At 33.6% G+C, this 12,223-nt stretch carries 26 protein-coding genes; all 26 read right to left on the bottom strand.

What is annotated here, in order from left to right; translation table 11 throughout:
* Positions 1 to 53: 53 nt before the first annotated feature.
* The gene (gene rpsK, locus Q0678_RS06380; RefSeq protein WP_100947468.1) at positions 54 to 437 is read right to left on the bottom strand and encodes a 30S ribosomal protein S11; all 384 of its coding nucleotides are present in this window, start codon (positions 435 to 437) and stop codon (positions 54 to 56) included.
* A gap of 75 nt (positions 438 to 512) precedes the next feature.
* The gene (gene rpsM / locus Q0678_RS06375) at positions 513 to 878 is read right to left on the bottom strand and encodes a 30S ribosomal protein S13 (protein ID WP_299055485.1); all 366 of its coding nucleotides are present in this window, start codon (positions 876 to 878) and stop codon (positions 513 to 515) included.
* Positions 878 to 994, bottom strand: a complete 117-nt coding sequence (gene ykgO, locus Q0678_RS06370) for a type B 50S ribosomal protein L36 (protein WP_004568720.1) — start codon at positions 992 to 994, stop codon at positions 878 to 880. The genes rpsM and ykgO overlap by 1 nt, the downstream gene beginning before the upstream one ends.
* A gap of 83 nt (positions 995 to 1,077) precedes the next feature.
* Entirely contained in the window at positions 1,078 to 1,293 is a 216-nt protein-coding gene (gene infA / locus Q0678_RS06365; protein WP_015482241.1) for a translation initiation factor IF-1, read from the bottom strand.
* A gap of 1 nt (position 1,294) precedes the next feature.
* Positions 1,295 to 2,620 carry a preprotein translocase subunit SecY gene (secY, locus tag Q0678_RS06360; RefSeq protein ID WP_299055814.1) on the bottom strand — a complete coding sequence of 442 codons (1,326 nt, stop codon included), beginning with the start codon at positions 2,618 to 2,620 and terminating at the stop codon, positions 1,295 to 1,297.
* A gap of 13 nt (positions 2,621 to 2,633) precedes the next feature.
* Complete coding sequence (rplO, locus tag Q0678_RS06355) at positions 2,634 to 3,083, bottom strand: 50S ribosomal protein L15 (protein ID WP_299055482.1); 450 nt, start codon at positions 3,081 to 3,083, stop codon at positions 2,634 to 2,636.
* Positions 3,084 to 3,096: 13 nt separating this feature from the next.
* The gene (rpmD, locus tag Q0678_RS06350; RefSeq protein WP_036783629.1) at positions 3,097 to 3,279 is read right to left on the bottom strand and encodes a 50S ribosomal protein L30; all 183 of its coding nucleotides are present in this window, start codon (positions 3,277 to 3,279) and stop codon (positions 3,097 to 3,099) included.
* Positions 3,280 to 3,290: 11 nt separating this feature from the next.
* Positions 3,291 to 3,812 (bottom strand): 30S ribosomal protein S5, encoded by a 522-nt coding sequence (rpsE, locus tag Q0678_RS06345; RefSeq protein WP_299055479.1) that lies wholly within the window; start codon positions 3,810 to 3,812, stop codon positions 3,291 to 3,293.
* A gap of 6 nt (positions 3,813 to 3,818) precedes the next feature.
* On the bottom strand, positions 3,819 to 4,169 hold the full coding sequence (gene rplR, locus Q0678_RS06340; RefSeq protein WP_299055476.1) for a 50S ribosomal protein L18: 351 nt from the start codon (positions 4,167 to 4,169) through the stop codon (positions 3,819 to 3,821).
* Positions 4,170 to 4,188: 19 nt separating this feature from the next.
* Entirely contained in the window at positions 4,189 to 4,734 is a 546-nt protein-coding gene (gene rplF / locus Q0678_RS06335; protein WP_299055474.1) for a 50S ribosomal protein L6, read from the bottom strand.
* 10 nt (positions 4,735 to 4,744) lie between these two features.
* Positions 4,745 to 5,143: a 30S ribosomal protein S8 gene (gene rpsH / locus Q0678_RS06330; RefSeq protein WP_299055471.1), complete on the bottom strand. Its 399-nt coding sequence runs from the start codon at positions 5,141 to 5,143 to the stop codon at positions 4,745 to 4,747.
* Positions 5,144 to 5,306: 163 nt separating this feature from the next.
* Positions 5,307 to 5,576, bottom strand: a complete 270-nt coding sequence (gene rpsN, locus Q0678_RS06325) for a 30S ribosomal protein S14 (RefSeq protein WP_299055469.1) — start codon at positions 5,574 to 5,576, stop codon at positions 5,307 to 5,309.
* A 3-nt stretch (positions 5,577 to 5,579) separates the two neighbouring features.
* Positions 5,580 to 6,131 carry a 50S ribosomal protein L5 gene (gene rplE / locus Q0678_RS06320; protein WP_299055466.1) on the bottom strand — a complete coding sequence of 184 codons (552 nt, stop codon included), beginning with the start codon at positions 6,129 to 6,131 and terminating at the stop codon, positions 5,580 to 5,582.
* 8 nt (positions 6,132 to 6,139) lie between these two features.
* On the bottom strand, positions 6,140 to 6,442 hold the full coding sequence (rplX, locus tag Q0678_RS06315) for a 50S ribosomal protein L24 (protein WP_299055463.1): 303 nt from the start codon (positions 6,440 to 6,442) through the stop codon (positions 6,140 to 6,142).
* Between the two features lie 12 nt (positions 6,443 to 6,454).
* Positions 6,455 to 6,823 carry a 50S ribosomal protein L14 gene (gene rplN, locus Q0678_RS06310; protein ID WP_004568733.1) on the bottom strand — a complete coding sequence of 123 codons (369 nt, stop codon included), beginning with the start codon at positions 6,821 to 6,823 and terminating at the stop codon, positions 6,455 to 6,457.
* A 1-nt stretch (position 6,824) separates the two neighbouring features.
* Positions 6,825 to 7,082 (bottom strand): 30S ribosomal protein S17, encoded by a 258-nt coding sequence (gene rpsQ, locus Q0678_RS06305; RefSeq protein WP_018943599.1) that lies wholly within the window; start codon positions 7,080 to 7,082, stop codon positions 6,825 to 6,827.
* A 20-nt stretch (positions 7,083 to 7,102) separates the two neighbouring features.
* Positions 7,103 to 7,294, bottom strand: coding sequence for a 50S ribosomal protein L29 (gene rpmC / locus Q0678_RS06300; RefSeq protein WP_299055459.1), 192 nt, complete (start codon positions 7,292 to 7,294; stop codon positions 7,103 to 7,105).
* 11 nt (positions 7,295 to 7,305) lie between these two features.
* Entirely contained in the window at positions 7,306 to 7,737 is a 432-nt protein-coding gene (rplP, locus tag Q0678_RS06295; protein WP_299055456.1) for a 50S ribosomal protein L16, read from the bottom strand.
* Positions 7,738 to 7,759: 22 nt separating this feature from the next.
* Positions 7,760 to 8,485, bottom strand: coding sequence for a 30S ribosomal protein S3 (rpsC, locus tag Q0678_RS06290; protein WP_299055453.1), 726 nt, complete (start codon positions 8,483 to 8,485; stop codon positions 7,760 to 7,762).
* An 11-nt stretch (positions 8,486 to 8,496) separates the two neighbouring features.
* On the bottom strand, positions 8,497 to 8,901 hold the full coding sequence (rplV, locus tag Q0678_RS06285; RefSeq protein ID WP_299055451.1) for a 50S ribosomal protein L22: 405 nt from the start codon (positions 8,899 to 8,901) through the stop codon (positions 8,497 to 8,499).
* A 6-nt stretch (positions 8,902 to 8,907) separates the two neighbouring features.
* Entirely contained in the window at positions 8,908 to 9,186 is a 279-nt protein-coding gene (rpsS, locus tag Q0678_RS06280; RefSeq protein ID WP_015482224.1) for a 30S ribosomal protein S19, read from the bottom strand.
* Between the two features lie 6 nt (positions 9,187 to 9,192).
* On the bottom strand, positions 9,193 to 10,017 hold the full coding sequence (gene rplB / locus Q0678_RS06275; RefSeq protein WP_299055447.1) for a 50S ribosomal protein L2: 825 nt from the start codon (positions 10,015 to 10,017) through the stop codon (positions 9,193 to 9,195).
* Between the two features lie 12 nt (positions 10,018 to 10,029).
* On the bottom strand, positions 10,030 to 10,320 hold the full coding sequence (gene rplW, locus Q0678_RS06270) for a 50S ribosomal protein L23 (protein WP_299055445.1): 291 nt from the start codon (positions 10,318 to 10,320) through the stop codon (positions 10,030 to 10,032).
* Between the two features lie 9 nt (positions 10,321 to 10,329).
* A complete protein-coding gene (rplD, locus tag Q0678_RS06265) occupies positions 10,330 to 10,959 on the bottom strand; it encodes a 50S ribosomal protein L4 (RefSeq protein WP_299055443.1) in 630 nt (209 codons plus the stop codon).
* Positions 10,959 to 11,576, bottom strand: coding sequence for a 50S ribosomal protein L3 (gene rplC, locus Q0678_RS06260; RefSeq protein WP_299055441.1), 618 nt, complete (start codon positions 11,574 to 11,576; stop codon positions 10,959 to 10,961). The genes rplD and rplC overlap by 1 nt, the downstream gene beginning before the upstream one ends.
* Before the next feature lie 340 nt (positions 11,577 to 11,916).
* On the bottom strand, positions 11,917 to 12,222 hold the full coding sequence (rpsJ, locus tag Q0678_RS06255) for a 30S ribosomal protein S10 (protein ID WP_015482219.1): 306 nt from the start codon (positions 12,220 to 12,222) through the stop codon (positions 11,917 to 11,919).
* Position 12,223: the final 1 nt, after the last annotated feature.

The raw sequence follows: 12,223 nt of genomic DNA, 5'->3' as shown, positions 1-12,223 counted from the left end.
AATTAAGGCTTACTCCTTCGATAATCTAGTTCCTATCAAGTTAAAATATTTAATTATACTCTTCTTCTCTTTGGAGGTCTACATCCGTTATGAGGAATAGGCGTAACATCGATAATTTCTGTTACTTCTATACCTGCGTTATGAATAGATCTGATAGCAGATTCTCTACCATTACCAGGTCCTTTAACATACACTTTTACTTTACGTAAACCAGCTTCTTTTGCAACATTTGCACAATCTTCTGCTGCTAATTGAGCTGCATAAGGAGTATTCTTTTTAGAACCTCTAAAACCCATTTTACCTGCAGATGACCATGATATAACATCACCTTTTTTATTTGTTAAAGATATAATGATGTTGTTAAAAGATGCAGTTACATGTGCTTCTCCTACAGCTTCAATAATTACTTTACGTTTTTTTGAACTTGCTTTTGCCATAATTTTTCAGTTTTGGTAATTTAGTTTTCTAACTTTATAGATTTCTATTGTTAGATCTTTATTACACTATCTAACTTATTTTTTCTTGTTAGCGACAGTTTTACGCTTACCTTTTCTTGTTCTAGAGTTGTTCTTAGTTCTTTGTCCTCTTAATGGAAGACCAAGTCTATGACGTATTCCTCTTTGACAACCAATATCCATCAATCGCTTGATGTTTATTTGTACTTCAGAACGTAATTCACCCTCAATTGTAAAAGAACCTGTTTGCTCTCTAATTGCTGATATTTGATCATCTGACCAATCTTGAACTTTGATGCTTTCATCTACTTTTGCGTTTGCTAAAATCTGTTTAGCTCTGCTGTTTCCTATACCAAAGATGTAAGTTAATGCGATAACACCTCTTTTATTCTTTGGAATATCTATACCTGCTATTCTTGCCATTACCCTTGTCTTTGTTTAAATCTAGGATTTTGTTTATTAATTACATATAATCTACCTTTTCTGCGTACTATCTTGCAGTCGGCACTTCTTTTTTTAACTGATGCTCTAACTTTCATCGTTTCTAGTTTTATTTAAAAATTAAAAGATTAAAGTATTTAAAAACACCATCCATCTTTTAATCTTTTAATTATTTAATCTTTTAATACCTGTAAGTAATTCTTGCTTTTGTTAAATCGTACGGACTCATTTCTAACTTTACCTTATCACCAGGTAAAAGTTTGATATAATGCATTCGCATTTTACCAGAAATGTGAGCCGTTACAATATGTCCGTTTTCTAATTCTACACGAAACATTGCATTTGATAATGCTTCTGTAATTGTTCCGTCTTGTTGAATTGCTGATTGTTTAGCCATACTATTGATTGTTCGATTTTCTATTGCTGTTTCCTGCTTTCATTAAGCCATCATAATGACGGTTTAATAAGTAAGAATTAATTTGCTGCAAGGTATCAATTGCAACACCTACCATAATTATTAATGAGGTACCACCGTAAAACATTGCCCAACTTTGTTGTACTCCAAACTGAACTACAATAGCTGGTAATATTGATAGTGCTGCTAAAAATAATGACCCTGGAAAAGTGATTCTAGATAATACAGAATCTAATCTATCTGCTGTGTCTTTACCCGGTCTAATACCTGGTATAAAACCACCACTTCTTTTTAAGTCATCTGCCATTTTGTTTGTAGGAATTGTAATTGCAGTATAAAAATAACTGAAGATTACAATCAACAAAGCAAAAATAACATTATAGCCTAAACCATTGATGTCTTGTAAACCTGCAATTGCAGGGTAACGCTGTGCTAATGCAACAGGTAAAAACATAATAGCTTGTGCAAAAATAATTGGCATAACACCTGCTGCGTTTAATTTAAGAGGTATATAATCTCTAGAACCGGCAACATTTTGTACGCTACCTGCAACAGTTCTTCTTGCATATTGCACAGCTATCTTACGAACAGCTGTAACCAATAATACAGTTAACAAAATTACAACAAACCATGCAATGATTTCAATTAGAACCATCATGATTCCACCTGCACCAGCATTTGTTGTTTTAGCAACAAACTCTTGCAAAAAGGCGGCAGGAAAATTAGCAATAATACCAACTGTAATTAATAACGATATTCCGTTACCAATACCTTTATCAGTAATACGCTCTCCTAACCACATAGCAAAGATTGTACCTGCAGTTAAAATAATTATAGATGAAACCCAAAAAGTAGCACCACTTACTAAAAAAGCTTCTGGTCCTAAACCAAATTGTGTTTTAATAGCAGTAATATACGTTGGTGCTTGCACCAATGTAATACCAATAGTTAACCATCTTGTTATTTGTGTAATTTTCTTACGTCCACTTTCTCCATCTTTTTGTAACTTCTGTAAATATGGAACCGCAATTCCCATTAACTGAACTACAATAGATGCAGAAATGTAAGGCATAATACCTAAAGCCATCACAGATGCTCTAGCAAAAGCCCCTCCTGTAAATGCATTTAATAAACCTAAAAGACCACCAGATGTACTTTCTTTTAATGCTGATAATTGTAAAGGATCGATACCAGGTAATGGTACAGATGCCATAAAACGATACACAGCGATTAAACCGATTGTAAGAAGAATTTTGTTTTTCAATTCTTCTATACTGAAAATGTCTTTTAATCTATTTATAAAATTCATCATTTACGAGTTGTTATAAAGTAACAGCTTCACCACCAGCTGCTTCGATAGCTGCTTTTGCTGTTGCTGTAAATTTATGTACAGTTATATTTAATTTAGCTTTTAACTCTCCACCACCTAATATTTTTATTAAGTCGTTTTTACGTGCTAATCTATTAGCAATTAAAATATCTAAATTAACTGTATCAGTTATTTTTCCACTCTCAACTAAAGACTGTAATTTGTCTAAGTTGATACCTTGGTACTCTACTCGATTGATGTTTGTAAAACCAAACTTTGGTACACGTCTTTGAAGTGGCATTTGCCCACCTTCAAAACCAATCTTTTTAGAATAACCAGAACGAGATTTCTGTCCATTGTGTCCTCTTGTCGCGGTACCACCTTTTCCAGATCCTTCACCTCTTGCAATTCTTTTTCCTTTTTTTACGGAACCCTCTGCTGGTGTTAAATTATGTAAACTCATTTTTTATAATATCTTATTTAATTTCTTCAAAAGAAACTAAGTGTTTAACTGTATTTACCATACCAACTATAGAAGGAGTTGCCTCATGCTCTACAGTTTGGTTCATTTTACGTAAACCTAAAGCTTCTAAAGTTCTTTTTTGACTTTGAAGACGTCCGATTTGACTTTTTACTTGTGTAACTTTTATTCTTGCCATCGTTCTTAGATTTATCCGTTAAATACTTTTTCTAAAGAAATACCTCTATGCTTTGCAATAGATGCAGCACTACGCAATTGTAATAAAGCATCAAAAGTTGCTTTTACAACATTGTGTGGGTTTGATGATCCCTGAGATTTTGATAATACATCATGTATACCAACTGCTTCTAATACTGCTCTTACAGCACCACCAGCAATAACCCCTGTACCATGAGATGCAGGCTTGATGAATACTTTTGCACCACCAAATTTACCTTTTTGCTCATGTGGCAAAGTTGCTTCAAGAATAGGAATTCTAACTAGATTTTTCTTAGCATCTTCAATTGCTTTTGCAATTGCAGAAGCAACATCTTTAGATTTCCCTAATCCATGACCAACAACACCGTTACCATCACCAACAACAACAATTGCAGAGAAACCAAATGCTCTACCACCTTTTGTAACTTTAGTAACACGTTGTACTCCTACTAATCTATCTACAAGCTCTAATCCGCTTGGTTTAACTCTTTCTACGTTTTTATATCCTTGCATAACTTCTTAAAATTTTAAACCAGCTTCTCTTGCAGCGTCTGCTAATACTTTAACTCTACCGTGATATAAATACCCGTTTCTATCAAAAGCAACAGTATCTAAACCTGCTTTAGTTGCTTTTTCTGCAATTGCTTTACCAACTGCTGTAGCCGCTTCTAACTTAGTACCTGCTTTAATTTCTTTATTTCTAGATGAAACTGAAGCTAAAGTAACTCCGTTTACATCGTCTACTAATTGAGCGTATATTTCTTTATTACTTCTGTAAACCGATAATCTTGGTTTAGTAGCTGTACCAGAAATAATTTTTCTAATTCTACGCTTAATTCTAGCTCTTCTTTGTAGCTTTGATAATGCCATAATGCTATAATGCTATATATTATGCAGATTTACCTGCTTTTCTTCTTAATATTTCACCAACAAACTTCACACCTTTTCCTTTGTAAGGTTCAGGAGCTCTAAAAGAACGAATCTTTGCAGCTATTTGACCAACTAATTGCTTGTCAAATGAAGTTAATTTAATGATCGGGTTTTTCCCTTTCTCAGATACTGTTTCAACCTTTACTTCTGGAGCAAGTTCTAAAACAATATTATGAGAGAAACCTAAAGCTAAGTCTAATTTTTGTCCTTGATTAGAGGCTCTATAACCTACACCAACCAATTCTAATTCTTTAGTCCAACCTTTACTTACACCTTCGATCATGTTACTAATCAAAGCTCTCATTAAACCATGTTGTGCTTTATGGTTTTTACTTTCAGATGCTCTATCTAAAGTGATAATACCATCTTCATTTTTTATTGTTATACCTTCTGATATAGTTTGAGACAATTCGCCCAACTTTCCTTTAACAGTAATAACATTGTCTTTTATGTTTACATCTACACCTTGTGAAATGCTAACGGGATTTTTTCCTATTCTACTCATTTCTTAAGATTTAATAAACGTAACATAAAACTTCACCTCCAACGTTCTCAGTACGAGCTTTTTTGTTTGTCATTACACCTTTCGATGTAGAAACAATAGCAATACCTAAACCGTTCAATACTCTTGGCATCTCTGTAGAGCCAACATATTTACGTAAACCAGGTGTGCTTATACGTTGAATTTTTCTAATTACTGACTCTTTTGTTTCTTTATCATACTTTAAAGCGATCTTAATAGTTCCCTGAACTTTGTTGTCAGTAAACTGATAGCTTAAAATATAACCTTGATCAAACAAAATTTTAGTCATTTCCTTCTTCAAGTTCGAAGCCGGAATTTCTACTACTCTGTGTCCTGCTGCGATAGCATTTCTTACTCTGGTAAGAAAATCCGCGATTGGATCTGTATACATATTAATATAAAATTGCGATTACGGTTTTCAAATACCTCTATTTATGCTACAGATTTCTCTGTGATAAATGAACCTATAATCAGTTAAAATTCTTGTACTCAAAAAAAATAGAGCGTGCAAAGATACACATTCTATTTTTATTATTAAGCTTTATTTTTGATTTCTACCAACTTGCCTTTTTAACGCCTGGTATTAATCCTTGATTAGCCATTTCACGAAATGTTACACGTGATATACCAAACTGACGCATATATCCTTTTGGACGACCAGTTAATTTACATCTGTTGTGTAATCTAATTGGTGATGCATTTCTTGGTAATTTCTGTAATGCATCATAATCTCCAGCTTCTTTTAAAGCTTTTCTTTTATCAGCATACTTTGCAACAATACGTTCTCTCTTGCGCTCACGCGCTTTCATTGATTCTTTAGCCATTTCTTAATTTTTTTTGAATGGTAAACCTAATTCTCCTAATAATGACTTTGCTTCCTTATCGGTATTTGCAGATGTTACAAAAGTAATATCCATACCGTTAATTTTTTTAACTTGGTCAATATTGATTTCTGGGTAAATAATTTGTTCAGTAATTCCTAAATTGTAATTACCTCTCCCATCAAATCCATTAGCTTTTATACCGTTAAAGTCTCTTACACGTGGTAAAGAAGCTGTAACTAATCTATCTAAAAACTCGTACATTTTATCTCCACGTAAAGTAACTTTAGCGCCAATTGGCATCCCTTTACGTAATTTAAATGCAGCAATATCTTTTTTAGACATTGTAGAAATAGCTTTCTGACCTGTAATTTTAGTCAACTCTTCTAAGGCATAATCTATTAATTTCTTATCTGCAATAGCAGCACCAACACCTTTAGAAACAACAATTTTTTCTAATTTTGGTACTTGCATTACATTCTTATAACTGAATTCTTCAGTAAGAGCTGTAATAACTCTTTCTTTGTATTCTGCTTTTAATCTTGGTACGTAACTCATGATTATTATTATTTTTTAGTTTTTTTAGAGATTCTTGTCTTCGTATCTCCATCAACTTTATAACCTACTCTTACAGCAACACCATCTTCTACTAACATAACATTAGAGATATGTATTGATGCTTCTTTCTTTACAATACCACCTTGAGGACTTTGTGCACTTGGCTTGGTGTGCTTAGAAACTAAGTTTACACCTTCAACAACTACTCTGTCTTTATCTTTAATGATTTGTAATACTTTACCTTCAGAATTTTTATTAGTACCTGCAATTACTTTTACAGTATCTCCTGATTTTAATTTGAACTTCTTCATCTTATTAATGATTTAAAGCACTTCAGGTGCTAATGATACTATTTTCATGAATTGTTTCTCACGAAGTTCACGTGCAACGGGTCCAAAAACACGAGTTCCTCTCATTTCCTCTGTAGGATTTAAAAGTACACATGCATTATCATCAAATCTGATGTATGATCCATCTTTACGTCTAACTTCTTTTTTCGTTCTTACAACAACTGCTCTAGATACTTGACCTTTTTTAACAGTTCCGTTAGGAGTAGCAGATTTAACAGATACTACAATCTTGTCTCCAATACTTGCGTAACGTTTTCTTGTTCCTCCTAAAACTCTAATCACTAAAACTTCTTTTGCTCCAGTGTTATCTGCGACTTTTAATCTTGATTCTGTCTGTAACATATTATTTAGCTCTTTCTAGGATTTCTACTAATCTCCAACGTTTAGATTTACTCATAGGTCTTGTTTCCATGATCCTAACAGTATCTCCTTCGTTGCAATCATTCTTTTCGTCGTGTGCAACGTACTTCTTAGTCTTTAATACGAACTTTCCGTACATTGGGTGCTTTACTCTTTTAGTTTCTGCTACAACAATAGATTTCTCCATTTTGTTGCTTGAAACAACACCAATTCTCTCTTTTCTAAGATTTCTTTTTTCCATCTTTAAAACTGACTATAGAATTATTGTAATTCTCTTTTTGTTAATTCTGTTGCAATTCTTGCTACAGTTCTTCTTAAACTTCTCAATTGCAATGGGTTCTCTAACGGAGTTATTGCATGAGCCATTTTAAGATCAGTATAATTCTTTTGCAACGCGCTTAGCTTCTCATTAAGATCTGCGATAGCTAATTCTTTAATTTCAGATTGTTTCATTTTATTTAGAATTATGCGTTAATATCAAAATCTCTTGCTACAACAAACTTCGTTTTTACTGGAAGTTTTTGTGCTGCTAAACGCAAAGCTTCTTTTGCTACATCCATTGGCACTCCACCAACTTCAAACAAAATTCTACCTGGTTTAATAACTGCAACAAAATGATCTGGTGCTCCTTTACCTTTACCCATACGAACCTCTAAAGGTTTTTTGGTAATTGGCTTATCTGGAAATACTTTTATCCATAACTGACCTTCTCTTTTCATATGACGAGTAGCTGCAATACGAGCTGCTTCTATTTGACGAGAAGTTAATAAATTCTGATCTAAAGACTTAATACCAAACATTCCATTAGAAAGTTGATTTCCTCTACCAGAAATACCAGTCATATTTCCTTTTGCCTTCTGTACCTTACGGTATTTTACTCTTTTTGGCTGTAACATTTTTAATTTCTAATTTTAAAAATTATTTTCTTCTACGAGGTTGTTGGCGCTTAGATCTATCATTACCACCTTTACCACCGCTTTGCTTTTTAGACAAACCAACTAAAGGAGACAACTCTCTCTTGCCATATACTTCACCCTTCATAATCCATACTTTAATACCAAGTCTTCCGTATTGTGTATGTGCTTCAACTAGTGCATAATCGATATCAGCTCTAAATGTAGAAAGAGGAATTCTACCTTCTTTATAATGCTCTGAACGTGCCATCTCTGCTCCGTTTAAACGACCAGAAATTTGAATTTTAATTCCTTCAGCGTTCATACGCATTGTAGCCTGAATAGCCATCTTAGTAGCTCTCTTATAAGAAATTCTATTTTCAATTTGACGTGCAACACTAACTGCAACTAATTTTGCATCTAATTCTGGACGTTTAATTTCAAAAATATTAATTTGAACTTCTTTTCCGGTAATTTTCTTAAGCTCTTCTTTTAACTTGTCTACCTCTTGACCACCTTTACCGATAATAATACCAGGTCTAGCAGTTGTGATAGTAACGGTTACAAGTTTAAGTGTACGCTCTATAATTACTCTAGAAACACTTGCTTTAGATAATCTAGCATTTACATACTCTCTTATCTTATAGTCTTCAGCTAATTTATCTCCGTAGTCATTACCACCGTACCAGTTAGATTCCCAACCTCTGATGATTCCTAAACGATTTCCTATTGGATTAGTTTTTTGTCCCATTTCTACTTTGATTAATTACTTAAATTTTTACTACCTACTTCTAAAGTTACGTGGTTAGAACGCTTACGAATTCTATGCGCACGTCCTTGTGGTGCAGGTCTTAATCTTTTTAACATTCCTGCGCTATCTACACAAATAGATTTTACAAATAAGCCAGCTTCTTCTATTGCTGCATCTTCATTTTTAGCTTGCCAGTTTGCAATTGCAGACAATAACAATTTTTCTAAATTGATAGATGCTTCTTTAGGGCTAAACTTTAAGATTTGTAAAGCTTTTTCAACTTCTACACCTCTTACTTGATCTGCAACCAAACGCATTTTTCTTGGTGACGTAGGACAGTTAGTAAGCTTTGCGAAAGCACGTTGCTTTCTCTCTGCTTTTAACTGATCTGCCATGTTTTTTTTACGAACTCCCATATCCTACTATTTTTTTCCTTTATTTTTTGCACCAGCGTGTCCTCTAAAAGAACGAGTTGGTGAAAATTCGCCTAACTTATGCCCTACCATGTTTTCTGTAACATACACTGGTACAAACTGACGTCCGTTATGAACGGCAATTGTTTGTCCAACAAAATCTGGAGTAATCATACTTGCTCTAGACCAAGTTTTAATCACAGTTTTGTTACCAGCTTCTACATTAGCCAACACTTTTTTCTCTAATTTATAGTGAACGTAAGGTCCTTTTTTTAATGATCTTGCCATAACTTATTATTTCTTTCTACGTTCTATAATATACTTATTACTAGCTTTAGTCTTAGATCTAGTCTTAAATCCTTTAGCAGGTATACCGTTTCTAGATCTTGGATGACCACCAGAAGCACGTCCTTCTCCACCTCCCATTGGGTGATCGACAGGGTTCATTCTTACTGCATTAACTCTTGGTCTTCTACCTAACCATCTTCTTCTACCTGCTTTACCAGATACTAATAATTGATGATCAGAATTAGAAACAACACCAATAGTTGCCATACAAGTTAACAAGATTAATCTTGTTTCTCCTGAAGGTAATTTTACAGTTGCATACTTACCATCTCTTGCCATTAACTGTGCAAAAGAACCTGCAGAACGCGCCATAACAGCACCTTGACCAGGACGTAATTCTATACATGATATTGTAGTTCCTAAAGGAATTTCACTTAAAGCCATTGCATTACCAATCTCTGGTGCAATACCAGTACCTGATACAATTGTTTGACCTACTTGTAAACCGTTTTGTGCAATTACATAACGTTTTTCTCCATCAGCATAACTAAGTAAAGCAATAAATGCAGTACGATTAGGATCGTACTCTATAGTTTTTACTGTTGCGGGAATACCACTCTTATCTCTTTTAAAATCGATAATACGGTATCTTTGTTTATGACCACCTCCTATATTACGAGTTGTCATTCTACCCTGACTGTTTCGACCTCCAGATCGTTTTTTCGGAAGAAGTAAACTCTTCTCCGGCTTATCAGTAGTGATGGTGTCGAACCCATTTACTACTCTAAAACGCTGACCTGGTGTTATTGGTTTTAATTTTCTAACTGACATGTTGTCTTTTTCTTAAAGATTGTTATAAAAATCAATGCTTTCTCCTTCTGCTAATTGAACGATAGCCTTCTTGTATCCACTTTTAATACCAGTTACTAAACCTTTTTTAGTGAACTTTGTATTTCTTTGTATTGGATAGTTTAAAGTTTTAACGCTTTTTATAGAAACTCCGTATGCTTTTTCAACAGCACCTTTAATTTCTAATTTGTTAGCTTTTTTATCTACTACAAATGTATAACGATTAAATAATTCACTATCGTTTGTAGCTTTTTCCGTGATAATAGGTTTTATTAAAATACTCATTTCGAATCCCTATTTGCTTAAATTTGTATTAATTCCTTCTAAAGAACCCTCAGTCATAACAACTTTATTAGCATTTAAAACACCATAAGTATTTAATTCTGAAGCTTTAACAACTTTAGACTTTTTTAAGTTACGTGATGATAAATACACATTCGCATTCTCATTACCTAAAACAAATAAAGATTTTTTAGTATCTAAATCTAAAGCTTTTAATACATCTACAAAGTTTTTTGTCTTTGGAGAATCGAAATTAAAATCTTCAATTACTACTAAATTCTTATCATTTGCTTGAATACTTAAAGCAGACTTACGTGCTAAACGCTTTAAGTTTTTATTTAATTTAAAAGAGTAATCTCTTGGTCTAGGACCAAACATACGACCACCACCTCTAAAAACACCAGACTTGATAGAACCTGCTCTTGCAGTACCAGTTCCTTTTTGTTTTTTTATCTTTCTTGTAGAACCAGAAATTTCTGCTCTTTCTTTAGCTTTATGAGTTCCTTGACGCTGATTTGCCAAGTACTGCTTTACATCTAAATAAATTGCATGATTATTAGGCTCTATACCAAATACATCTTTAGAAAGCTCAACCTTTCTACCTGTATCTTTTCCTGTAATATCTAAAACTGCTACTTTCATTATTTCTGAATAGTTACAAAAGCATTTTTGTGACCAGGAACTGCTCCCTTAACAACAAGTAGATTCTTTTCAGCAACTACTTTTAATACTTTTAAGTTTTGAACTTTTACTTTATCTCCACCCATTCTACCTGCCATACGCATTCCTTTGAATACTCTTGCAGGATAAGATGCAGCACCAATAGAACCCGGAGCTCTTAAACGGTTATGCTGACCATGCGTAGCCTGACCAACACCAGCAAATCCATGACGTTTTACAACACCCTGGAAACCTTTACCTTTAGAAACACCTGAAACATCAACAAACTCACCTTCTTCAAAGTGAGCTACCGTGATAGCATCTCCTAATTTATACTCCTCTTCAAACCCTTGAAATTCAACGACTTTTTTCTTAGCAGTGGTGCCAGCTTTTTTAAAGTGACCGTCTAACGCTTTGTTAGAACTCTTCGCCTTTTTGTCATCGAAACCAAGCTGCAACGCATTGTAGCCGTCAACCTCTTCGGTTCTGACTTGGGTAACAACGCAAGGACCTGCTTCTATAACAGTACAAGGAATATTCTTCCCGTTCTCGTCAAATAAGCTGGTCATTCCAATTTTTCTTCCTATTAACCCAGACATTTAGTTAAAATTTTAGACGATAGATATTTATCCAGCGCGTCTATTAATAATTATTTGTTTGAAACTATTGTTTCGATAGCATCCTTTAAGTTTTACTCAAAAAAAACAGCGTAAAACAAATTCAACGCTGATTTTGTTTTTTCCGTTTTTCCTTCGCGAAACGCTCTGGACATGTAACTATTTGTTAATTTTCATTAAAAAATAGCGTACCCTACTTCTATTTCGGGTTGCAAAAGTATAAAAAACTTTCGGCTTAACAAAATTAAACCGAAAGTTAAATACTTTTTGTTTGATTTAGAGATTCCGAAACAAATTCGGAATGTTCAATAAAAGTTAAAAATTAAACTTTTATCTCTACTTCAACACCACTTGGCAACTCTAATTTCATAAGAGCATCAATAGTTTTCGATGAAGAACTATAGATATCTAATAATCTTTTATAAGCAGCTAACTGAAATTGCTCTCTAGATTTTTTGTTTACGTGCGGAGAACGTAAAACTGTAAAAATCTTTTTATGTGTTGGTAAAGGTATTGGGCCATTTACAATAGCTCCTGTACTTTTAACCGTCTTTACTATTTTTTCAGCAGATTTATCTACTAAATTGTAATCGTAAGACTTTAATTTAATTCTAATTTTTTGACTCATC

The organism is uncultured Polaribacter sp., from assembly GCF_947497125.1.
Taxonomy (GTDB): Bacteria; Bacteroidota; Bacteroidia; order Flavobacteriales; family Flavobacteriaceae; genus Polaribacter.
The sequence above is the reverse complement of the archived record's forward strand: the minus strand, read 5'-3'. Positions and strand labels throughout refer to the sequence as shown.